We start from the raw sequence: 22754 nt of genomic DNA, 5'->3' as shown, positions 1-22754 counted from the left end.
GCGGTGCCCCGGGACGTCAGCTCCGCGGGCCCAGCAGGCGGATCGCGTCGGCGGCCACCGTCGCGTCGGCGTCGTTGGTCAGCTCGACCGACGTGCCGAGACCGGCCGCCAGGTGGTACTCCCCGAGGGAGACCCAGGTGCCGCCGCGCGGATCGGCGGCCCCCGCCGTCCGCTGGTCGACCCGGACGGTGGTGGTCGTACCGTCCGCCCGCACGACGGTGTACGGGGCGTTGCTCGCGCGGGTGGCCGCCGGAGGATACGACGCCTGGATCTCGTACTCGCCGTCCTGCGGTACGACCGGCCGCCAGCGCACCTTCCGGGTGCCCGAACCGGCCGGTGCCGTGCGGTAGTTGCCCGACCAGAAGCCGGGGTCCGCGGTCGCCGTCGGCCAGCTGCCGGAGACCACCTCGAAGCCCAGCCGGTCGTTGTCCACGACCACCTCCGCGCGGACGTCGGCCGAGCCCGGCGCCTCGATCAAGCTGAGCGAGTCGAGGCCGAGCAGGGTTCCGCCGCCCCTGCCGGGCCCCGCCACCGCGCACCGCACGGTGTGCCGTCCGGCGCGCAGCCGGGCGGTGCCGAGGTGGGCCAGGTCGAAGCCGGCCGCCGTCTGGGCCGTGGTGTCGATCGCGTAGGCGGGCAGCCCGGTGCCGTCGTCCACCGTGACGGTGACGAGGCCGCCGTCCGCCGGGCGGTAGTGGCGCAGGAGCAGTTCGTACTCGCCGGTGCGCGGCACCCGGATCGCGAACCGGACCGTGTCGCCGACCTGTGCGGGCGTGAAGGCCAGTCGCTCGCCGCCGCGCGCCAGCGGGTCGCCGACGGTCGTCACGGAGCCGCCGCCCGTGACCTCGCGGTCCGTGGCGGCCAGGGCGACGACGGTCTCCCGGTAGTGGGGGCCGTGGCGCAGGCTGTCACGGCCGCGGGTCAGCCAGTCGAGCGAGAAACGGCAGACGTTGACCCGGAGCGGGACGCTCGCCGAGTCGCCGTGGCAGCCGTAGAGCAGGATCACGGTGCCGTCGGAGAGATGGGCGAGATCCGAGTAGAAGGCACGGTTCTCGTTGACGACCCGTGAGTAGCGGTACGAGTAGCCCTCGTCGTAGCTGACCGACACCGTCATGTTGCGTCTGACGGGGGAGTCGGGGCGGCTGAACAGTACCCGGTCGGTGTCGTGGCCGCCGGGGCCGCCGGTGTGGCGCAACAGGCTCGCGTCCACCGCGTTGAGCGAGCCGGTGCCCCCGTCGAGCGCCGGAGGCGACCAGGTCAGGCCGTCGTCCGAGCTGACGGAGACGATCCGCTGGCCCTCCCCGCCCGCCGCCGCGCGGCCGTTCACCAGCACGCTGCCGTCGGCGCGCTGCACCATCCGTGCCTCGTTGACGGGGTAGGCGACCTGTACGGGCACCTCGCCGGTCGCCTGCCAGGTGACGCCGTGGTCGTCGCTATAGACCGGCGCCACGCCGTAGTACCGCTCGGCCACCGTGTTGCCGACGATCACCCTGCGGTGCAGGCAGTTGAGCAGCAGCCGGCCGGATCTCAACTGGAGTCCGTGGCCCGGGCCGGGGCCGTGCAGCGCCCAGTTGTAGGGGAACCCGTCGAACAGGCCGGCCAGGTGCCGTGCTTCGCCCCAGGTCCGGCCGCTGTCCCGGCTGGAGATCAGGTAGAGGTCGCCCGAGTCGCCCGAGCAGGAGGTGTTCTCCGGCAGCCGGAGCGAGAGCATGTAGAAGAGGAAGACCTCCCCGGTCCGCCGGTCCACGACCAGCGCCGGATTGCCCCAGGACTCGCCGTCGACGGAGGCGACCAGGGTGCGGCTCTCCTCCCAGGTCCGGCCGCCGTCGGTACTGCGGCGCAGCAGCAGATCCCGCGGCCCGGCGTCGCACACCTCGTGCCGGCCCTCGGTGACGGCCAGGACGGTGTCGTCGGGCAGCACGGCCAGCGCGTGCACGTGGTAGTTCACGAGCGGTCCCTCGACGGAGTCCCAGAGGGTCTGCTCCTCGAAGAAGGCGCCGTGCCGGTCGGCCCCGGAGGACCGGTCGGCGGCGTGGGCCGGGGAACCGAGGGCCGCGGGGCCGAACGCGGCGGCCGCGGAGACACCGGCCACGCCCAGGGCGAAGGACCTGCGGTTCATGGCGGTGCGCTGCGGTCCGTTGTCGGACATGGTGGGCCACCCCTTTCGGGCGGTCTGGAGGAGGCGGTACGGCGGGACGGGAGCCGGCAGGTACCGGTCGGGAGCGGGGAGCGTGCCGGGTCAGGCGCGTATGAGCTGTGCGTCGAGGGGCGCGAGCAGGTCGAGCAGGGCGTGTCGTTCCTCGTCGGAGCACGGGGCGAAGGGGGCCGCGACATGCGGCGGGCACAGCCCTCGGGCGGCCAGGACGGCCTTCACCGCCGGCACACCGGGTCGTACGGTGTGCAGCGCCAGCACCCGGTCGAGCAGCTGTTGCGCGCGGCGCGCGTCACCGTCCCGGCCGTCGCGGTGGGCCCGGAACAGCTCCACGGCAGCGCCCGGCGCCAGGTTGGCCACCCCGGGGACCACCCCGTCCGCCCCGAGGCGCAGCGCGTCCAGTGCCTGCCGCTCCGCGCCCTGGCTGACCCCGAAGTCGTCGCGCCGCCGGGCCGCGGCGAGGGCGTGGCCGAACAGCGCAAGGTCGCCCGAGCTGTCCTTGATCCCCACGAGGTGGGCGAGGCCGGTCAGTTCGTCGAGCAGGTCGGGGGTCAGCGGATTGCTGTAGCGGGGGGCGTTGTAGGCGACGACGGGAACGCCGAGGCCGGCCAGGGCCGCGTAGTGGGCGACGATCTCGTCGTGCCGGTGGTGGAAGTAGATCGGCGGGCTGAGCACCAGCGCGTCCGGTGCGGCGGGCAGAACGGCCTCCGCCCGCGCCAGCGCCCCGGCGGTGCCGGGAGCGGTGACATTCACCAGCACCGGTCCTCCGTGAACCAGTTGGCGCCAGCGTTCGGCCACCCCCGTGGCGAACTCGGCCAGTTCCGCCGTGGGCAGCAGCGGGCCCTCGCCGTTGCTGCCGAAGAGCATGAGGCCGCGGGCGCCTGCCGCCGCCAGCGCGCCGAGCAGGGCGTCGGCGGCCGGGACCGACGGTCGTCCCGGGCGGTCCATCGGCGTGACCAGGGGGACGGTGACGCCGGTCAGCAACGCGCGGCCGTCGAGCTGCCGTCGTTCGGCTGCTGCGCCGTCGTGGCTGGTCGCGCCCCGCGGCGAAGCCGCACATTGATGCAGCCCCGCGCCCCTTTGGGGCGCTTCGCCCGAACCTCGTCCTTCCCCGCCCATCAGTACCCCCTGACCTCGGGCCAGGCCAGTTCGACTCCGGCGTGGGTGAGTTCGGTCTGGAAGCGGCTCAGCAACTCGGCGTCCTCGTACACCTGGTCGGCCTCCAGGCGGTTGTCGAGGCAGTGCGCGGCCAGTGATCCGGCCGCCTCGCCGATGTTCCACTCGACGGGGTGCAGCCGGTAACAGCCGTTGGTGATGTGGGTGGTGCCGATGTTCTTGCACACCGGCAGGAGATTGCGAAGCCGTACGGGGAGCAGGGCGCCCAGCGGGATCTGGAAGGGGCTGCTGGCGACGTCGATGTAGGTGTCGCCGCCGGTGGAGGGGTGCAGGTCGATCCGGTACATCCCGATGCCGACGGAGTCCGGGTAGCGCACCGCGCCCCGCTCGCCCCGGACGGCCAGGGACAGGTCCTGTTCGACGATCCGGCGCCGGGCCACGATCCGCCGGGACTCCCGGATGTACGGCGCCTTCGCCAGCCCGTCGGCCGTACCGAACACGTCGCCGCGCAGCCGGAGCCCCGGCCAGCCGGTGCCGCCGTCGGGGCGGGGTGCCTCGGTCTGCAGCCAGTAGAGCATGCTCATGCTCAGCTCGCGGGCCCCCGCCAGATGCCGGTCCCGCTCCTTGTCGTCCACCCCGATCAGCGGTCCGGGCAGATAGTCGATCATGGGCCAGTTGACGATGGTCACATCGCTCGCGGCGAAGCCCGGCCGGTACAGCTTCCGGGAGACCACCCGCCGGAACTCCCACAGCTCCTTGTCCCCCGCGTCCTTGCCCTGATCGGCGACCACCGGCCCCGAGTCGGCGTTCGGCGTGAAGCCGCGCTCCACGGTCTCCAGCGTCCTCGGGTCGGGCGCGCTCAGGCTCAGCAGCCGGTTCGGCCACTGCGGGGGGTGGTAGTCGGCCCAGGCGTCGTAACCGGCCGGGCGGTCGACGGTGTGGTCCTCGCCGGCCAGATGGTCGACGGCGAACACCCAGGAGAACGCCTGCACGTTGGCCGGCTGCGCCTCCTCCGGCCCGCTCGGCTCCCCGGTGTCCCGACGTGACTCGAAGCCCGTCACGTGCTCGGCGCCGGTCAGCGGCAGCAGGTCGCCGAGTTCCGTCGCGTCCAGGACGTACGGCGCCGACACCTCGACCCGGGCCCCGTCCGGGCCCTCGACCAGCACGGACCGCACCCGGTCGCCGTCCACGGAGGCGGCCACCGGCCGGTGCCCGTACAGGATCCGCAGCCGGCCGGCCGCCACGTACGGCGCGACCATGGCCTCCAGTACGGCGGCGGCCACCCTCGGCTCGTGGCAGAGCGCGCTGACCCGCCCCTCACCCGGGTTGAGATACCGGCGCCGCCTGGCCTCCTCGGTGAGCGGATACCACCTCCGGTAGTGGTCGCGGATCGCCTCGCGCAGCGCCCGGTAGGTGCGGGTGGCGCCGAACTGCTCGATCCAGGTGTGCTCGTCGGGCGGTACGCCCTGGCTGGTGAGCTGACCGCCGATCCACTCGGTCTCCTCGGTGAGCAGGACCGACCGCCCCCGGTCGAGGGCGGCCAGCGCGGCGGCCACGCCACCGAGGCCCCCGCCCACCACGAGGATGTCCGTGGCCGCCGACGTCTCCGCGCTCATGTCCCGCTCCCGTCCTGTGCGTCACGCCCGCCGTCCGGGCCGAACACGAAGCTCCGGGGTGCACCCCTCACGTCCACCGGCACGGGCGGGCCACCGCCCGGCGGGGTGACCAGGACGTCCCCGACGCCCTCCGCGGTCCCGCTCACCTGGCTGCCGGTGAGCCGGTAGCCGCGTACGACGACCCCGGGCGCCATGTCGAGCAGCACCCGTCCGTCGAGGCCGACGGTGAGCCGGTCGGCCGCCCGGACGTCCAGGCGGCCCTCGCCGAGCGGCAGGTTGCACAGCTCGGCCGGCTCGCCCGGGTGCGCGAACCGCCAGCCGTCGGTCCGCGCGTCGGCCAGCTCGCCGAAGGCGAGATACGCCAGCAGCCCGCCCCAGGCCATCAGGCCGTCCGACCGTTTCCGGAGACCCGTCAGGTTCTCGCCGGCCACGGCCGGATAGTTCTCCCTGACATGGCCGTACTCCCGCCATTCGTCGAGGAACAGCCGCAGCAGGGCCCCGACCACCGGCCGGCTCAGCTCGGTGAGTTCGTAACGCCGTAGCCCGCGTACGGCGAGATAGGCCATCGGCGCCCAGATCCGGCCGCGCCAGTAGGTGGCCGCGAAACCCGGGTCGTTGCGGGCCACACTGGGCAACGGGCGTGCACCGCCCAGCACGTCGGGCCGGAGCAGGTCGGTGGCCATGGCCGCCGCACGGTCGGCGTCCGGCAACCCGCCGAGCAGCGCGTACAGCATCGTCGGCGAGACATGCGGATCGTGCGCGCCCGCCGAGGTGAGATTGCGGTAGCCGCGGTGCTCCTCGTCCCACAGCAGCCGGTCGGCGTCCGCCCTGGCCGTGGCGGCCTCGGCGCGCAGCCGGTCTGCTGTCGCCTCCTGTCCCAGGATGCCGGCGATCTCCGCCAGGGCCTCGGCGTCGGCGATGTGCAGGGCGTTCAGGCCGACGTCGGCGAGGTCCATGGTGTGGGTCGCCGCGTCGTAGCGGGCCTCGTCGTACATCGGTGAATCGTCCAGTCCCGACTCCCGTTTGGCCCGGTCCAGGGTCGCCGACGCGGGGTCGTCCGGGACCGGGTCGGAACCCCAGGCGAGCAGCCCGTGCGGCCCGCGCCGGGCCCGGGGCCACCAGTCGTGCCAGGCCAGAAGCGCCGGGAAGGTGTCGGTGAGCAGGGTCGTGTCGCGGGTTTCGGGCGACAGGCCGCCCGCCAGATAGGCCTGGTGGACCGTGAGTGCGCCGACCGGTGGCTGCGAACGGTCGTCGGTGCGGCCCCGCTCGTCCGAGACCCGGTTCGGGATCATCCCGGCCGCGTCCGCGTACGGGAGGATCTGCCCGAAGATGCCGCGCGCGTAGTCCCGGTCGACCGCGGAGGCGGCGAGGCCGGTGAAGAAGGTGTCCCAGGCGTGCAGGGCCCAGGTGCCGTAGAAGCCCTTCCGCTCGGCGCAGACGAAGTCCCGCGAGGTGGGGGTGAGGACTCGGCCGATGTCCGGGGCGTAGATGGTGTTCCAGGTGACGGCCCTGGTCAGGGCGGATGCGGCTTCGCCTAGCCAGCCGGTGGAGCGGAGCGAGGTGCGCTGCGCTGTGCGGGCCGCGATGTGTCGTCTTTCGGCTGCGGCGCCATCGTGGCTGGTCGCGCAGTTCCCCGCGCCCCGTTGGGGCGCCAGTGTGGCCGGCGTGATTCGCAACTCCACGTTGTCGCTTGCCTCGGTGTCGAATGCCAGCGTCAGTGTGTCCGCCCGGCCCTCGATCCTGCGGGCCGGCGCTGAGGTGGTGACCGTCCAACGGGTCCCGCCCACGCGGACGATGGAGGTCACGTCCGTCAGCTCCTCGATGGCGTCGAAGTCCCCCACCGACAGCACGATCACGCCCGTACTCTCGGCCCGCGCGTCCAGTACGTCCCCCGGGCCGCCCGCGAAGACCAGCCGCAGCCGATGGCCCGCCGCGCGTACCGTCACCTCGGCGTAGCTGCCGTCCACGGTGTGCGGGCCCAGGCGGTCGAGACCGTCGCGCCAGGTGAAGCCGTCGAGGACCGGGCCGTCGGGGCCCAGGACGCCGAACCGCACCCGTGGGCCGGCCGGCAGCCTGCTCATACCCGTGTGCGTACGGACGTCCCAGGTGTTCCAGCCGGCCGGCGCCGGAGTCACAGCGGCAGGCCTCTCGCTCATATGACCGCCTTGTCGTCGGCGGTGCCGTCACCGGGCACCGAGTCGTCCAGGTCCAGGGCCGCGTCCAGCAGGGCCCGGGTGTACGCGTGCCGTGGCGCGGTCAGCACCTCGGCGGTCCGGCCCTCCTCCACGAGCACGCCCCGGTGCATCACCGCCACCCGGTCGGCGATCTGGTGCACCACCCCCAGGTCGTGGGAGATGAACAGCATCGCGAGCCGGTGCCTGCCCCGCAGGTCCACCAGCAGCCGCAGGATCTGGGCCTGCACCGACACGTCGAGCGCCGACACCGCCTCGTCGCAGACCAGCAGCCGGGGCCGTACCGCGAGCGCTCTGGCGATGCTGACCCGCTGGCACTGGCCGCCCGACAGGTCCCCCGCGCGCCGTGACGCCACCTCGGGGTCGAGCCCCATGTCGGCGAGGAGCCGGTGCAGGGCTTCGGTGCGGTCGCCCTCGGGCGCGGTGACCGGATGGGTGCTCCACACCTCGGCGATGATCGCGGCGACCGTCATCCGCGGGTTCAGGGAGGAACGCGGGTCCTGGAAGACCATCTGCACCGCGCGCTGCAACTCGGGGGGCCTGCGTCCCGCGCGGGTGAGCGGCCGGCCGTCGAAGGTGAGTGTTCCGGCGCCGGGGCGCAGCAGTCCGGCCACGCACCGGGCCACGGTCGTCTTGCCGGAGCCGGACTCGCCGACCAGGCCGAGCGTCTCCTCGGGTGCGACCGACAGGCTCACCCCGTCGACGGCGACCGGACCGCCCCGGCGGCCCGGCCCCCGCCCGCCGTAACTGACGCGCAGATCACGCACATCGAGGAGCGGGTCCTCGCTCGTGCTCACGAACCCAGCACCTCCTCCGCGAAGTGGCAGGCGCTCTGGCGGCCCGGCGCCACCTCCCGCACCTCCGGTACTTCGGCGCGGCAGCGGGCGCGGGCGAGCGGGCAGCGTGGGTGGAAGGCGCAGCCGGCCGGCCGGTTCGCCGGTGTCGCGGGGGCGCCCGGCAGCGGGTCGGCGAGTGCGGTGCGGGTCCTGACGGCTGGCACGCTGCGTACGAGGGCGGCGGTGTAGGGGTGGGCGGGGCGGCGCAGTGCGTCGCGGGCGGGGCCGCGCTCGCAGACCCGCCCCGCGTACATGACCACGACCTGCTCGGCCACGTGCGACACGACCCTCAGGTCATGGCTGACCAGCAGCATCGACAGGCCGTCGGCCGTCTGGATGTCGGCGAGCAGCCGCAGGATCCGGGACTGCACGGTGACGTCGAGCGCGGTGGTGGGCTCGTCGGCGAGCAGGAGGGTGGGCCGGCCGGCCAACGCCATGGCGATCATGGCGCGCTGGCGCAGGCCGCCGGAGAGTTCGTGCGGGTAGGCGCGCATCCGCCGCTCCGGCTCCGGCACGCCGGCCCGGTCGAGGAGTTCGACGACCCGCCGGGTCACCTCGGGGCGCGGCAGCCGGTCACGGCGGGGGATCTCGCCGACCTGGCGGCCGATCCGCTGGGTCGGGTTGAGCGCGGCGAGCGGGTCCTGGAAGATCATTGCGATCTCCCGGCCGCGTACCGTACGGCGCCGGGCCGGGTCGGCGGCGATCAGGTCCTCGCCGTGCCACAGCAGCCGGCCCGCCAGGGTGGCGCCCTCGGGCGGCAGGCCCAGGACCGCGAGCGCGGTCATGGTCTTTCCGCTGCCCGACTCGCCGATCAGCCCCACGGTGGTGGCGCGTGGCACGTCGAAGGAGACGCCGTCCACCGCGCGTACCCGGGTGCCGTGCGGGCCGGGCAGTTCCACCACCAGGTCGTCGACGCGCAGCGGCGGCCCGTCGGTCGCGGGCGGGGCCGGTGCGGCGGCCCCGCGTTCGGGTGCGGTTCCGGCGGGGGTCACGAGCCGTCGGTCCGTACGGTGGCGAAGTCCGGCAGGCCGCTGGCGTCGGGGACGAAGCCCTTCAGGTCGCTGTTCCAGGCGTAGGCGATGCTCACCGACATCGGGTACATCCCGACGGCGTCCCGCCAGATGATCTGGCTCGCCCGGCCGTAGAGGTCGGTGCGCTGCTGTTTGTCGGCCGTCGCGCCTGCGGACGCCAGCAGCCCGTCCAGCTGCTTGTTGCAGTAGCCCATCCGGTTGGCGGCGCAGGTGTAGAGGCGGCCGAGGTTGCTGGCCGCGTCGTAGCTGGGGGTGGCCAGCTGCTGGAAGTTGATGTCCCACTTGAGGGCGATCAGGTCCTCCGTGAAGGTGGCCTGCTCCTTCTCCAGCGGGTCCGCCCGCACGCCGGCCTTCTGCAGGTCGGAGACGACGGCCTGGATGAAGGGCCGGAACTCGTCGTTGGCGAACTGGAGCCGCAGCTTCTTGGAGAAGTCGAAGCCCGCGGCGGTGAGCGCGGCCTTGGCGGCGGCCGGGTCGTAGGCCACCGGCGTCTGCGGTACGTGGCCGAGGACGACGCCGGTCACGGGCGCGTCGGCCGGCTTGCCGGTCTCCGGATAGAGCTTGGCGATGATGGTCTTGAAGTCGACCGCCTGCCAGATCGCCTTGCGTACCTTGGCGTCCTTGAGGGCGGGGGTCGAGGAGTTGAACCACATGGTGAACTCGGCGCTGCTCGGCACCGTCCGCACGGTCAGGTCCTTGTCGCCCTTCAGCGAGGCGAGTTGGTCGTCGGGGATGCCCCAGACGACGTCCACCTCGCCGGTGCGCAGCGCGGTCAGGCGCGCCGACAGGTCGGGGACGTTGCGCACGGTGACCCGGTGGAGCGCGGGCTTCGTGCCCCGGTACTTCTTGTTGGGCACCAGGACCAGCGACTGCCCCGGGGTGAACCCGTCGACGGTGAACGGGCCGGAGCCCACGGGGTGGTTGAAGAAGGCGGTGTCCTCCTTGCCGACGCCGGAGGGGAGGACGTAGAAGGTGCCGAGCTTGCCCGGGACGGACGCGTCGGGCGCGGGGCTTTTGAGCACCACCTCGGTGGGGGAGACCTTGGTCATGGTGTAGCCGGGGAAGTTGCCGGCGTTGGGGCCGTTCAGGGTGATCATCCGCTGGAAGGACGCCACCACGTCGTCGGCGTCGAGCGGGGAGCCGTCGGAGAAGGTCACGCCGGAGCGCAGCGTGAACGTCCACTGCGTGACGTCCTTGTTGGGCTTCCAGGCGGTGGCGAGGTCGCCCTTGAGGGTGCCGTCCGCGTCGGGTTTCACCAGTCTGCCGAAGATCTCCTGGGCGGCCAACTGCGTTCCGGTGGAGGCCCCTTGGGCACCGTGCGGGTCCAGGCTCTCGATCGGATAGGTGCCCGCGACCGTCACCTCGCCCGGGGCCCCGCCCCCGTTGTCGTCGCCGCCGGAGGTCGTCGAGCAGGCGGCGAGGAGGGCCGCGGCCGCCGTGCAGGTGGTGGCGAGCCGGATCAGCCGGCTCCGCCCGTACGCACGCGTCTTGGTCATGGAGGTGCTCCTGTCTGGGAACGAGAGCGGTGCGCGAAGTCCGGGAGGTTCAGTCGGAGCGGCCCCGCCCGTAGCGGGCGGTGAGCTGGTCACCGAGGATGCCGACGTTGATGATCAGGAAGGACAGGGCGATGCCGGGCAGCGTGGAGATCCACCACTGCGTTTCGAGGTACTCCTTGCCGTTGGCGATGGTCTGCCCCCAGGACACGGTCGACAGGGGCAGCCCGATGCCGAGGAAGCTGAGACCGGCCTCCGCCAGCACCACCAGCGCGAACTCGAGGGTGGCGAGGGCCACGATCGGCCCCGCCGTGAACGGGAGGACGTGCCGGGCGAGGATCTTCCGGCCCGGCACCCCCAGCACCCGGGCCGCGTCGACCCAGGGCCGCTCCCTGAGGGAGAGCGCGACACCGCGGGTGACCCGGGCGAAGGTGATCCAGCCGGTCGCCGAGAGCGCGAGGACGACCAGCAGGACACTGCGTTCGAAGGCGCCCGCGATCACGATCGCCAGCAGGATCGCGGGAAACGCCAGCAGGATGTCGAAGACCCGGGCGAGTACGGCGTCCACGGCACCGCGGAAGTAACCGGCGACGGCACCGAGGAGGACCCCGACGAGACAGGAGAGGGCGACCGTGGACACGCCGATGAGCACCGACGTCCTGGCCCCGTAGACGATCTGGGCCAGCAGGTCACGGCCGAGCCCGTCGGTGCCCAGCCAGGCGGTGCCCCCGGTGGAGGTCCGGGAGCCGGGGGAGAGCAGCCGGTCGTCCAGGGGCGTGTGCACCGGGTCGTAGTGGATCAGCGGCGGCCCCACGACGGCGACCAGCAGGTAACAGCCCACGACCACGGCGGGGACCCGGGAGAGCAGCCCGCGGCGCCGCGCCCGCGGCGGGGCCGCCGGCAGCGTTTGGGGGGCGGTGGCGAGGTCGGCCATCAGACGGCTCCCGTCCGGATCCGCGGGTCCAGCTGGGCGATGAGCAGGTCGGCCACCAGGTTGAGGACGACGACGATGCCGGCGACCAGGAGGGTGGCGCCCTGGACGACGGCGTAGTCGCGGTTGGCCACCGCGTCCACCACCAGCGAGCCGAGGCCGGGCCAGGCGAACACGTTCTCGACGATCACGGCGCCGCCGACCAGCGCCCCGACCTGGACGCCCACCACGGTCACCACCGGGATCAGCGAGTTGCGCAGGGCGTGCCCGAGCAGCACCTGACGCCTGGTCAGCCCCTTGGAGAGCGCGGTCTGGATGTAGCCCTCGCGCATCGTCTCCGCGAGGCTCGTCCGGGTCAGCCGGGCGATGATCGCGATGAACGGGAACGAGAGGGTGACGGCCGGCAGCACCAGATGCTGGGGCGTGCCGGACCCGGAACTGGGCAGCAGGCGCAGGCCCAGGGCGAAGACCAGCACCAGCATGATGCCGATCCAGAACGTGGGGAACGACTGGAGGGCGATCGTGCAGGCCGACACCACCCGGTCCACCACTCCGCCCGGCCGTCCGCCGGCCAGCATGCCCAGCGTCAGTCCCACGAGCACCGCGATCACGGTGGCCGTCAGGGTGAGGTCGACGGTGGCGGGCAGCCGGTCGAGGACCGCGTCCATGGCGGGCCTGCCGAGCCGGTGAGACTCGCCGAAGTCAAGGCGGGAGACGTCACCGAGATAGCTCAGGTACTGCGCGCCGAGCGGCCGGTCCAGTCCGAGCGAGGCGCGCAGGCTGTCGATCTGGCTCTGGTCGGCGTCCGGTCCGAGCAGCACGGTCGCGGGGTCGCCGGGCGCGGCCCGGACGATGAGGAAGATCAGCGAGGCGGCGCCCCACATCACGAAGACGCCGACGAGCAGCCGGTGCACGATCATCCGGATCATGCGCCGGGCCTCCCGCCCGTACGGGCCGGTCCGATCGAGTCGCCGGGTACGAACTCACAGGGCACCGTCAGCTGTCGTGGCTCGCAGGTCTCCCGGGTCTCCTGGTCGAGGAGTTCGATCAGCAGCCGTACGGCCTCACCCGCCATCTGGGCGCGGGGCAGGGAGAACCGGGTCCAGTTCCGCAACTCCGGTGTCCAGGACGGCGGATCGCCCAGCAGGGCCAGTGAGCAGTCCGCCGGGAACCGGATGCGCTCCGTGCCGGCCATCGTCGCCAGCGCCTCGGTGAGCCGGTTGTCCTCGGTCGGCTCGACCAGCAGCGCGGTGATCCCGAGCCCGCCGATCCAGCCCTCGACGTGTTCGACCGTCAGGTCCGCCGGGTCGGCCAGGCTCCGGATCAGCGCCTCGTCCACGGCGATGCCTGCCTCGGCGAGCCCGCGCCGGTATCCTTCCTCGCGGTCCCGGGTGGGCTCGCTGTCTTCCAGGGCCCGCAGATACAGGATCCGCCGGTGGCCGAGGAGCGCCAGCTCGGCGACGAGTGCCGCGGTCGCGGAGACGTAGTCGGCGGCCACGTAGGAGAGTTCGCCGTCGTCCACCTCGCGGCGGCCGACGAAGACAAAGGGGAAGTCCTCCCGGACCAGGGCGGAGAGTTCCTCGCGGCGGACGCTCCGGCCGAGCAGCACGCAACCGTCCGCGATCTTCAGCCGGTTGGCCCCGCCGACGTAGATCGACCGCTCGGCCGCCGAAGGACCGGATCCGCCCCCGCCGGAACAGAACAGCAGCAGGTCGTATCCCTGCCGTGCCGTCTCCGCCTCCACGCCGAGCAGAAATGGGTAGTAGAAATCGCGCTGGTCGGTCGGGAAAACCGACTCGAACGTGTACAGCCCGAGCAGCCGATTCCGGCCGCCTTTCAGACTGCGTGCGGCGACATTGGCCGCGTAGCCCAGTTCCTCGGCCGCCGCCAGCACGGCCCGGCGGGTCGGTTCCGCGATCTGCGCACTGGCCGCACCGCCGCTGATCACCAGTGACACCGTTGCCTGGGAGACGCCGGCGTGCCGGGCGATGTCCCGCTGGGTGGAGCGTCTACGCCGTTCGGGAGGGACCATGAGCACCCCCGGTTAATACGTATTAGCAAGTGCCGAATGACGCTACTCGGGCGCCGCGAAACGCGTCAAGACGCGTGAACTCCCTTTGTCGGGACCGTTTCCCGGGTATTTCGATCATGCCGGGTGACAGGATTCGCCATCCCCGTGCGCGGGCGAGCCATGGCAGGCGGGCGGGCCGTTCAGGAACATCGGAATCACGGCCGTTCTCCGTCGTGCCGCCGATGCTCCGGCAGGAAAGGGAATGCGATGACCGTCCGGGCCATTGTGGAAAATGATCTCGCCGCCCGCTTCGAACGGGACGGTTACGCCGTGCTGCCGGGCGCCCTGACGCCGGACGAGGTGGCGGAGCTGCGCGCGGAGACCGTGCGCATCTGCCGTGGCGAACGGGGCGCCGTCGAGGGGGCGCCGGCGCCGGTGGCGGGCGAGAGCGACGACGACACCGTGCGCCGGTTCCTGTGCGTGCACTATCCGCACAAGCTGTCGGCGCTCATGCTCGACACCATGCGCCATCCCGCCGTCGTCGGGCCGCTGACCGAGGTGATCGGACCCGACGTCAAGTCGATGCAGTCGATGCTGTTCGTCAAGTCCGAGGGCAGGCCGGGCCAGGCGTGGCACCAGGACGAGATGTTCATCCCCACCCGGGACCGGTCCCTGACCGCCGCCTGGCTCGCCCTGGACGACGCCACCGTCGACAAGGGCTGCCTGTGGGTCCTGCCGGGCTCGCACCGGCCCGGCGTCATCTACCCCAACCGCGAGCACGACGACGCCCGTTACGACTGCACGGTCCGGTCCTACGGCTTCCCGTACGAGGAGACGGACGCCGTACCCGTCGAGATCACCGCCGGTTCGGTGCTGCTCTTCAACGGCTACCTGCTGCACAAGTCGCTGCCCAACACCGGCCGGCGAGGCTTCCGGCGGGCCCTGGTCAACCACTACATGAGCGCCTCGTCGCTGCTCCCCTGGGCGCCCCCGGACGCCGGAACACCCATGGCCCAGGCCGACTTCCGGGACGTCGTGCTGGTCGCCGGGAGCGACCCGTACGCCTACAAGGGCACCACCGACATCCGCACACCCCGGGTACGCCGCGACCGGTCCGGGGGCTGCGACCGGTGAGGCCATGACGGAGGACTCCGGGTCCGTCCCGCTCCTGGCTCCCGCACTCCTCGCCCGGCTGGGCCCCGCCGTCGCCGACTACCCGCCCGGGTCGGTCTTCGGCCCCCGGGACGCGGGGTCGTACGAGTTCGTCTGGCTGCTGCACGGCAGCGCCCGCTGGGTCTGCGGTGATCTGACCGTGCCGCTGACGCCGAGCGCGCTGCTGCTCGTACGCCCCGGGATGCGCGACACCTTCCACTGGGATCCCAACCGGCCCACCCGGCACGGCTACACGCACTTCCGGCTGCCCCCGGCCGCACGGGGCGCAAAGCCCCCCGAGGACACCGGCTGGCCCGTCGTCCGGGACCTCACGGGGCGGGGCGATCCGATGGCCGCGCTCTGCCGGTACCTCCTGACGCTCGGCGCGGCCCGCCCGCCGGCCTGGGAGCGGCACGCCGAGGAGACCCTGCGGCTGCTGCTCCTCACCTTCGTGCACGGCCCCGGCCCCGAGACCGGCGCGGACACGCTCCCCCCGCCACTGGTCGCCATGATGACGGCGGTCCGGGCCCACTGGTCCGACGGTGTCGCCCGGCCGCTCGCCCTGGAGCGGCTGGCGCGGGCGGCCGGGGTCTCGGAGAGCACGCTGTGCCGTATCTGCCGGCGGCGACTCGGCGCCGGCCCCGTGGAAGCGCTGGAGCGGCTGCGTCTGGCGCGGGCCGAGCCGCTGCTGTGGCTGAGCAACCTCTCGCTGCGCGCCATAGCGGTCGAGTGCGGCTTCGCCGACGCGTACCACTTCTCGCGCCGGTTCCGCGCGGTCTACGGCCTGCCCCCGAGCGCCTTCCGTGCCGTCCCGCCCGAGTCGGCGCCACCGTCCCCGATCACGAACGGCGCGCTGTCCGCGCTCCAGGCCCTGGCGCCGCCCGCACACACCGCGTCCGGGTAGTTCGCGCCGGGCTCGGAGGTGACCGCCGAGCCCGGAGAGGGGCTGATTACCGGCGATAGCGGCCGCGAAGAGGGCCGGGCGTCACACGGCCTTCACCGATCCCTGGCTCGGGCCCACCGAAATCCGCACATTCGGCGACCTGCCTCCCGCCTTCCTGTCCGCACCGCCCTGACCAGCAACAACCGTCGCCCTGTCGCCCGTTGCCGCCCCGCCGTACCCTCTACCACCCAACAGGCCCGCTGCTCTCGCGGCTTGACGTGCCCGGCCGCTCCGCGTTTGCTTCCTTCACATCATCGGTTGCGCATGATGTTCCCCCACTCGGAAGGCGCCTGATGTGAGCGCTCCTGTCCTCTTCGGCACCGCCGTGCCCCGTATCGCCCTGGCCCTGGCCGTCTCCACGTCCGCTCTCGCCCTCACGGCGTGCGGCGTCGTCGACAGCATCGACGGGAGCGGTGACTCCGCGACCGCCACGAAGGGCGACGACATCACGGTGGGTCTGCTCCTGCCCGACAAGGACACCGCCCGGTTCGAGGCCTTCGACCATCCCATCTTCAAGAAGGAGGTCGCCTCCCTGACCCACGGCAGGGGCAAGGTCGTCTACGCCAACGCCGAGGCGAGCCCGGCCACTCAGAGCCGGCAGTTCGGGCGGATGGTGGACCAGAAGGTCGACATCATCCTGGTGGACGCGGTCGACGCCAAGGCCATCGCACCGGAGGTCCAGAAGGCGAAGGACGCCGGCATCCCCGTCATCGCCTACGACCGCCTGGCCCAGGGCCCGGTCGACGCGTACGTCTCCCACGACAACGAGCTCGTCGGGGAGGTCCAGGGCCGTGCCATCACGGCGGCGCTCGGCAGCAAGGCGGAGACCAGCGAGATCGTCATGATGAACGGCGACCCCGCGGACCCGAACACGGCGAGCTTCAAGGACGGCGCCCTCGACGAGCTCCGGAACAAGGTCCGGATAGCCAAGGCGTACGACACCGACAAGTGGTCGCCGGCGGTCGCCGGGGCGAACATGAAGAAGGCGATCCGGACCGTCGGCCTCAAGAACATCGCCGCCGTCTACTCGGCCAACGACGGCATGGCGGGCGCGGTCATCGACGCGATGAAGGCAGCGGGGGCCACCCGGATCCCGCCGGTCACCGGGCAGGACGCCAACCTCGACGCGGTGCAGCGGGTGGTCTCGGGCGAGCAGTACATGACCGTCTACAAGTCGTTCCTGGACGAGGCCACCCAGGCCGCCGAGATGGCGGTGTACAGGGTGCAGGGCAAGGACATCCAGTACGACGCGCTGACCCGCGACACGGTCCACAGCGCGAGCGGGCGGAAGATCCCCGCGACCCTCGTGCCGGTTGTCTCCCTCACCAGGGACAACATCAAGGACACGGTGGTCGCGGACGGCGTCTACTCCGTCGACGAGATCTGCACCCCGAAGTACGCGGCGGACTGCGCGGCGATCGGTCTGAAGTGACGGACCGGCCGCGCTACGCGGCGACGACGGCGACCCCGGTCCTGCCGCCGTCCACATCGACCACCGTCCCGTGCACGAAGGACGCCTCGTCGCCGGCCAGCCAGACCACGGCATGGGCGATGGCGTCCGGGGTGCCGACCTGACCGGCCGGGGTGCCCTTCATCATGACCTCGCCCGGGTGGGGCTCCGCGCCCGGCGGGGTCGGGGGCAGGATCACGCCCGGTGAGACGGCGTTGACCCGCACCCCCTGGGGGCCGAACTCCGCCGCCCAGGCCCGGGTGAGGGTCTCCATGGCCCCCTTGGTGGAGCTGTAGAGCGCGCCGACGGGGACGGCGAGCCGGGCGATCCACGAGCCGAGGTTGATGATCGCCCCGCCGCCGGCGTCCACCATCGCCGGGGCGACGGCGGCGGTCAGGAAGAACGGCGCCTTGACGTTGACCGCGTAGACCTGGTCGAACGTCTTCTCGTCGGTGGCGGTGGTGCCCGGGGACGGATAGATGCCGGCGTTGTTCACGAGGATGTCGATCCGCCCGCCCAGGCTCTCCCGGGCCCGGGCGGCCAGGTCCCGGGAAGCCCCCGGGCTGCCGTCGAGGTCCGCCGCCAGGAAGTCGGCCCGGCCGCCGGCGGCGCGGATCCCCGCCACCACCTGTGCGCCCCGTTCCGCATTGCGCCCGGACACGATGACATGTGCCCCCTCGGCGGCGAGCGCCTCGGCGATCGCCTGCCCGATGTTGCTGGTCGACCCCGTGACCAGGGCCGTCTTGTTCCGCAGCCGTTCACTCATGACGCCGTCTCCCTAAGTCCGTTGTCCCGCGACGGGCGGTGTGCGGTCCACTGTGCGTCGCATAAAATGGACCAGCAAGTCCAGAAATTCGACCGTCGGGGCGCTCCACGCCACCGGAGTCCGAAGGGAGGAGCCGGATGTCGGAAACGCTGACCGCGAAGGGGCGGGCCACCCGGGCCCGGATCGTCGAGGGGGCCGCCGAGGTGCTGCGTGCGCAGGGGGTCGCCGCCACCACGCTCGACGACATCCGCAGCCGCACCGGCACCAGCAAGAGCCAGCTCTTCCACTACTTCCCCGACGGCAAGGACGCCCTGCTGCTCGCGGTGGCCCGGTTCGAGGCGGACCGCGTCCTGGCGGACCAGCAGCCGCACCTGGGGCGGCTGGACTCCTGGGAGTCCTGGCGGCAGTGGCGGGACGTGGTGGTGGAACGCTACGAACTTCAGGGCGACCAGTGCCCCCTGGGCTCGCTTTTCCTCCAGGTCGGGCGGTCCAGCCCCGGCGCCCGGGCGATCGTCACGGAGCTGATGCGGCAGTGGCGGCAGCAGCTGGCCCGCGGCATACGCGCCCTCCAGGCGAACGGGATGGTGTCACCGGACCTCGACGTCGACCGCACCTCCGCCGCACTGCTCGCGGGCATCCAGGGCGGTGTCTCGATCATGATGTCCACCGGTGACTCGACCCACCTCAAGGCGGCCCTCGACACCGGCATCGAGCACCTGCGCGTCAGCGGGCCGCCGAAGGTGCGGCCTTCTTGCGAGCCCGGTACGCGGCTGCCTTGATCCTGTTGCCGCAGGACTCCATCCCGCACCACTGCCGGCGCATCCCCCGGGAGCGGTCGATGTAGGTGCGGGTGCACTCCGGGTTCTCGCACTCCTTGAGCAGCGGCACGTCCGGCCCGCTCAGCAGCTCGACGGCGTGCCGCGCCACCAGGGAGAGGGCCTCCTCCGGCGTCGCCTGCGTCCAGCGCCCCGACGGGGTGAGCTGCGGCACCGCGGGCGGCTTGCGTGCCGCGTTGTTGACGATGGTCAGGGCAGCCCCGTCGTACTCCTCGCCCAGCCGGCGGGCGGTCACCAGCCGGTAGACGGCCTCACGCACGTTTCTCGCCTGCTCGACGTCGGCCTCCTCGCCGGGCGAGACCGCGTCGACGATGCCCGACTCCACGTACCAGGCGTTCAGCCGGTCCGGCGTCACGAACATCTCGAAGCGCACCGAACGGCGCGCCCGGAGCGTGGCGGCGAAGTCGAGGGCCGGGTTTCCGCAGACGAATACATGGGAGGCACTGTCGAGGTTCACATCACCATTCTGACGGGTGACTCGCCTGCCATCAAGGCCGGCCTTCAGAGGCCCAGGTCGGCGGCGAGGCAGGAGAAGGACGTCCAGGACCCCTCGGGGTCGTAGGCGTAGCGGGCCGGGTCGGCCGGGGTGGCGGTGTGCTCCTCGACCATGTCCTCGTAGCGGATGCGCGCGGGCAGCGCCCCGAACCGCGCCCGCCGCAGCGCCGCCGCCGCGTCGTCCCTGGCGGCCGTAGCGCCCGTAGCGCCCGTGAAGTCCGTGGTGTTCCGGCTCTCCATCGCTGAACTCCCTTCGTCCGACTCGATGCTCAGTGACTGTCGCACGGAGGGCATCACCAGTCAAGAGGGTGACGAATCTCGAGGGGTGGCCGTGTGGGCCGGTTGCTCTTCCTATTCGTCACCGTCTTGACGGGTGACGAAGGAGCCTGCAAGTATCCGATCACCGCTTCGACAGGTGACGAACAAGGGAGAACTGTCATGGCAGTCAGCTACACCGCCGTCGTGAACGTCGACGGAGAGGGCCGCAACGGCGGCCGGGTCCACTCCGCCGACGGGCTCCTTCACACCACGCTGGCCATCCCGAAGGAGCTGGGCGGCGCCGGCGACGCCACCAACCCCGAGCAGCTGTTCGCGGCGGGCTGGGCGGCCTGCTTCCTGGGCGCCGTGCGCCGCGCCGCCGCCGAGCGCAAGGTCCGGCTGACGAGCACCGCCATCACCGCCGAGATCACCCTCCATCACGGTGACGACGGGGAGTTCGGCCTGGCCGCCGTACTCGATCTCGAACTCGGCGGCGTCGACCAGGCCACCGCAGTCGAGCTGGGTGCGGCCGCCCACCGGATCTGCCCCTACTCCAAGGCCACGCGCGGCAACATCCCGGTCACCGTCAACGCCACCGCCGCCGCGGCCTGACGCGACCGGCGCCCGGTAATTCCGGTCCCGCGGTGTCCGGCGGTGCCCCGGGGTGATTGTCTGGCCCCGGCAACCCCGTCCCGACCCGGCCCCGGCCGGCAGGAGGATCCCTCAGTCATGAGCAGTGCCTACGCGTACGAGTACAAGGTCGTCACCTTCCGGGAGTCGCTGATCGGCGACGCGCTGGACAGCGACAAGCTGGAGAAGGTCCTCAACAAGCACGCCGAGGACGGCTGGGGCCTCAAGGCCATCACCTCCGCCGACGTCAAGGGCCGGATAGGTCCCGGTGCCGTCGAGGGCCTGCTGCTGACCTTCGAGCGCCCGCGCGGCTGACCGATCCGGAGCACATGAGGAGCGCCCCCCGACCCGTAGTGGGTCGGGGGGCGCTCCTCGTGTGAACGGGTTACTTCACCGGCTCCGGCTCCGGCGCGCTCTCCTGCTCCGCCTCGCCCGCCGGGTCGACCGGGGTCTTCACGGAGTCGAGGAGCAACTGGGCCACGTCGACCACCGTGATGGACTCCTTGGCCTTGCCATCGTTCTTCTTGCCGTTGACCGAGTCGGTGAGCATCACCAGGCAGAACGGGCAGGCCGTAGAGATGATGTCGGGATTGAGGGACAGTGCCTCATCAACACGCTCGTTGTTGATGCGCTTGCCGATGCGCTCTTCCATCCACATCCGGGCACCGCCGGCGCCACAGCAGAAGCCGCGCTCCTTGTGGCGGTGCATCTCCTCGTTGCGCAGGCCCGGGACGCTGGCGATGATCTCGCGCGGCGGCGTGTAGATCTTGTTGTGGCGGCCCAGGTAGCAGGGGTCGTGGTAGGTGATGATGCCCTCGACCGGGGTGACCGGGACCAGCTTGCCCTCGTCCACCAGGTGCTGGAGCAGCTGGGTGTGGTGGATGACCTCGTAGTCGCCGCCGAGCTGCGGGTACTCGTTGCCGATGGTGTTGAGGCAGTGCGGGCAGGTGGCGACGATCTTCTTGGCCGACTTCGGCTTGCGGGACTCCTCGGTCACCTTGCCGTCGTCGTCCGTCTCCTCACCGAACGCCATGTTCAGCGCCATGACGTTCTCCATGCCGAGCTCCTGGAACAGGGGCTCGTTGCCGAGGCGGCGGGCGGAGTCGCCGGTGCACTTCTCGTCGCCGCCCATGATCGCGAACTTGACGCCCGCGATGTGGAGGAGCTCGGCGAAGGCCTTCGTCGTCTTCTTGGCGCGGTCTTCGAGGGAGCCGGCGCAGCCGACCCAGTAGAGGTACTCGACCTCGGTGAGGTCCTCGATGTCCTTGCCGACGACCGGGATCTCGAAGTCGACCTCCTTGAGCCACTCCAGGCGCTGCTTCTTGGCCAGGCCCCAGGGGTTGCCCTTCTTCTCCAGGTTCTTGAGCATCGTGCCCGCCTCGGAGGGGAAGGCGCTCTCGATCATCACCTGGTAGCGGCGCATGTCGACGATGTGGTCGACGTGCTCGATGTCCACCGGGCACTGCTCGACGCAGGCGCCGCAGGTGGTGCAGGACCACAGGACGTCCGGGTCGATGACGCCGTTCTCCTCGGCGGTGCCGATCAGCGGCCGCTCGGCCTCGGCGAGGGCGGCGGCGGGCACCCCGGCCAGCTGCTCCTCGCTCGCCTTCTCCTCGCCCTCCATGGTCTTGCCGCCGCCCGCGAGCAGGTAGGGCGCCTTGGCGTGGGCGTGGTCGCGCAGCGACATGATCAGCAGCTTGGGGGAGAGCGGCTTGCCGGTGTTCCAGGCCGGGCACTGCGACTGGCAGCGGCCGCACTCGGTGCAGGTGGAGAAGTCCAGCAGGCCCTTCCAGGAGAACTGCTCGACCTGGGAGACGCCGAAGACGTCGTCGTCACCGGGGTCGGTGAAGTCGATCGGCTCGCCGCCGGAGGTCATCGGCAGCAGGGCGCCCAGCGAGGTCTCACCGGTGGCGTTGCGCTTGAACCAGATGTTCGGGAAGGCCAGGAAGCGGTGCCAGGCGACGCCCATGTCGGTCTTGAGGGCGACCACGATCATCCAGATGAAGGAGGTCGCGATCTTCAGGCCGGCGAAGAAGTAGGTGAGGTTCTGGAGCGTGGAGACGTCCATGCCCCGCAGCCAGGAGACCACCGGGTAGGAGATGAAGAAGGAGGCCTCGTAGGAGTCCACGTGGTGCTGGGCGCCCTCCAGGGCGTGCAGCATGAAGATGCAGACGCCGACGATCAGGATGACCGTCTCGACGAAGTACGCCTGGCCGAAGTTGGAACCGGCGAAGCGGGACTTGCGGCCCGGCCGGTTCGGCTTGCTCAGCTGGCGGATGACGATCAGCACCAGGATGCCGAGGACCGTCATGGTGCCGATGAACTCGACGAAGACGTTGTACGGCGCCCACTCGCCGATGACCGGCAGCAGCCAGTCGGCCTGGAACAGCTGGCCGACGGCGTTGACGATCGTCAGCAGCAGCGAGAAGAAGCCGACCGCGACGAACCAGTGCGCCACGCCGACGATGCCCCACCGGTTCATCCGGGTGTGGCCGAGGAACTCCCTGACCACCGTGACGGTCCGCTGCACGGGCTCGTCGGTACGGGTGCCGGCGGGCACGTTCTGGCCGAGCCGCATGAAGTTGTAGATCTGCAGGACGGCGCGGGCGAACAACGCCACGCCGACCACGATCAGAACCAGCGACACGATGATCGCGGCGAGTTGCATGGGGGGCTCCTCGGGCCTGCGAGGGGTCTCTTCGGGTCTCTACGCGAGGGTGCCCGAAATTACTAAGCGGTAACTTATGCAGTCGGTCTGAGACTACCCGCATCTTTACTCGCACTGTAGTCAGGTGCGGGGTGATCTGAATCGCTGAGGTGTGCCTGACCTGCCGCCGCCTTGCGGT

20 protein-coding genes are annotated in these 22754 nt (G+C 71.8%); 6 read left to right on the top strand and 14 right to left on the bottom strand.

Annotated features, from left to right (window positions below; genetic code table 11):
* Positions 1-16 precede the first annotated feature (16 nt).
* The 10 genes from ACWGJB_RS23620 to ACWGJB_RS23575 all read right to left on the bottom strand — a co-directional run bounded on the left by ACWGJB_RS23620 (position 17) and on the right by ACWGJB_RS23575 (position 13399).
* The gene (locus ACWGJB_RS23620) at positions 17-2149 is read right to left on the bottom strand and encodes a golvesin C-terminal-like domain-containing protein (RefSeq protein ID WP_453382103.1); all 2133 of its coding nucleotides are present in this window, start codon (positions 2147-2149) and stop codon (positions 17-19) included.
* 90 nt (positions 2150-2239) lie between these two features.
* Positions 2240-3136 (bottom strand): dihydrodipicolinate synthase family protein, encoded by an 897-nt coding sequence (locus tag ACWGJB_RS23615; protein ID WP_453382102.1) that lies wholly within the window; start codon positions 3134-3136, stop codon positions 2240-2242.
* Positions 3137-3270: 134 nt separating this feature from the next.
* Positions 3271-4884 (bottom strand): FAD-dependent oxidoreductase, encoded by a 1614-nt coding sequence (locus ACWGJB_RS23610; protein ID WP_453382101.1) that lies wholly within the window; start codon positions 4882-4884, stop codon positions 3271-3273.
* Entirely contained in the window at positions 4881-7040 is a 2160-nt protein-coding gene (locus ACWGJB_RS23605) for an MGH1-like glycoside hydrolase domain-containing protein (RefSeq protein WP_453382100.1), read from the bottom strand. Before ACWGJB_RS23605 ends, ACWGJB_RS23610 begins: the two co-directional genes overlap by 4 nt.
* Positions 7037-7873, bottom strand: a complete 837-nt coding sequence (locus ACWGJB_RS23600; protein ID WP_453382099.1) for an ATP-binding cassette domain-containing protein — start codon at positions 7871-7873, stop codon at positions 7037-7039. Before ACWGJB_RS23600 ends, ACWGJB_RS23605 begins: the two co-directional genes overlap by 4 nt.
* Positions 7870-8904, bottom strand: a complete 1035-nt coding sequence (locus ACWGJB_RS23595) for an ABC transporter ATP-binding protein (protein ID WP_453382098.1) — start codon at positions 8902-8904, stop codon at positions 7870-7872. The genes ACWGJB_RS23600 and ACWGJB_RS23595 overlap by 4 nt, the downstream gene beginning before the upstream one ends.
* Entirely contained in the window at positions 8901-10439 is a 1539-nt protein-coding gene (locus ACWGJB_RS23590) for an ABC transporter substrate-binding protein (protein WP_453382097.1), read from the bottom strand. The genes ACWGJB_RS23595 and ACWGJB_RS23590 overlap by 4 nt, the downstream gene beginning before the upstream one ends.
* Before the next feature lie 49 nt (positions 10440-10488).
* Positions 10489-11370, bottom strand: a complete 882-nt coding sequence (locus ACWGJB_RS23585; RefSeq protein WP_453382096.1) for an ABC transporter permease — start codon at positions 11368-11370, stop codon at positions 10489-10491.
* Positions 11370-12296: an ABC transporter permease gene (locus tag ACWGJB_RS23580; RefSeq protein WP_453382095.1), complete on the bottom strand. Its 927-nt coding sequence runs from the start codon at positions 12294-12296 to the stop codon at positions 11370-11372. Before ACWGJB_RS23580 ends, ACWGJB_RS23585 begins: the two co-directional genes overlap by 1 nt.
* Positions 12293-13399, bottom strand: a complete 1107-nt coding sequence (locus tag ACWGJB_RS23575; RefSeq protein ID WP_453382094.1) for a LacI family DNA-binding transcriptional regulator — start codon at positions 13397-13399, stop codon at positions 12293-12295. The genes ACWGJB_RS23580 and ACWGJB_RS23575 overlap by 4 nt, the downstream gene beginning before the upstream one ends.
* A gap of 246 nt (positions 13400-13645) precedes the next feature.
* On the opposite strand from ACWGJB_RS23575, the gene ACWGJB_RS23570 reads away from it, so the two are divergent.
* From ACWGJB_RS23570 to ACWGJB_RS23560, 3 genes are all read left to right on the top strand, one after another.
* On the top strand, positions 13646-14512 hold the full coding sequence (locus tag ACWGJB_RS23570; protein WP_453382093.1) for a phytanoyl-CoA dioxygenase family protein: 867 nt from the start codon (positions 13646-13648) through the stop codon (positions 14510-14512).
* Between the two features lie 4 nt (positions 14513-14516).
* The gene (locus ACWGJB_RS23565; RefSeq protein WP_453382092.1) at positions 14517-15434 is read left to right on the top strand and encodes an AraC family transcriptional regulator; all 918 of its coding nucleotides are present in this window, start codon (positions 14517-14519) and stop codon (positions 15432-15434) included.
* 334 nt (positions 15435-15768) lie between these two features.
* Positions 15769-16905 (top strand): sugar ABC transporter substrate-binding protein, encoded by a 1137-nt coding sequence (locus ACWGJB_RS23560; protein WP_453382091.1) that lies wholly within the window; start codon positions 15769-15771, stop codon positions 16903-16905.
* 13 nt (positions 16906-16918) lie between these two features.
* On the opposite strand, the gene ACWGJB_RS23555 is transcribed toward ACWGJB_RS23560, so the two are convergent.
* Entirely contained in the window at positions 16919-17689 is a 771-nt protein-coding gene (locus ACWGJB_RS23555; protein WP_453382090.1) for an SDR family NAD(P)-dependent oxidoreductase, read from the bottom strand.
* Between the two features lie 137 nt (positions 17690-17826).
* On the opposite strand from ACWGJB_RS23555, the gene ACWGJB_RS23550 reads away from it, so the two are divergent.
* Complete coding sequence (locus ACWGJB_RS23550; RefSeq protein WP_453382089.1) at positions 17827-18468, top strand: TetR/AcrR family transcriptional regulator; 642 nt, start codon at positions 17827-17829, stop codon at positions 18466-18468.
* On the opposite strand, the gene ACWGJB_RS23545 is transcribed toward ACWGJB_RS23550, so the two are convergent.
* Both ACWGJB_RS23545 and ACWGJB_RS23540 read right to left on the bottom strand, forming a co-directional pair.
* A complete protein-coding gene (locus ACWGJB_RS23545) occupies positions 18413-18982 on the bottom strand; it encodes a CGNR zinc finger domain-containing protein (RefSeq protein ID WP_453382088.1) in 570 nt (189 codons plus the stop codon). The two genes, ACWGJB_RS23550 and ACWGJB_RS23545, sit on opposite strands and share 56 nt — an antisense overlap.
* Before the next feature lie 44 nt (positions 18983-19026).
* Positions 19027-19260, bottom strand: a complete 234-nt coding sequence (locus ACWGJB_RS23540) for a hypothetical protein (RefSeq protein ID WP_453382087.1) — start codon at positions 19258-19260, stop codon at positions 19027-19029.
* Between the two features lie 198 nt (positions 19261-19458).
* Here ACWGJB_RS23540 and ACWGJB_RS23535 point away from each other — a divergent pair, with 198 nt between their 5' ends.
* On the top strand, positions 19459-19890 hold the full coding sequence (locus ACWGJB_RS23535) for an organic hydroperoxide resistance protein (RefSeq protein ID WP_453382086.1): 432 nt from the start codon (positions 19459-19461) through the stop codon (positions 19888-19890).
* 117 nt (positions 19891-20007) lie between these two features.
* Positions 20008-20223, top strand: coding sequence for a DUF4177 domain-containing protein (locus tag ACWGJB_RS23530; RefSeq protein ID WP_352222334.1), 216 nt, complete (start codon positions 20008-20010; stop codon positions 20221-20223).
* A 70-nt stretch (positions 20224-20293) separates the two neighbouring features.
* Here ACWGJB_RS23530 and ACWGJB_RS23525 read toward each other — a convergent pair whose 3' ends face one another.
* Complete coding sequence (locus ACWGJB_RS23525; protein ID WP_453382085.1) at positions 20294-22576, bottom strand: (Fe-S)-binding protein; 2283 nt, start codon at positions 22574-22576, stop codon at positions 20294-20296.
* Positions 22577-22754 lie beyond the last annotated feature (178 nt).

Source organism: Streptomyces sp. NPDC054813 (assembly GCF_053611365.1).
Note: the sequence above shows the minus strand (reverse complement) of the source record. Positions and strands in the feature narration are given on the sequence as shown.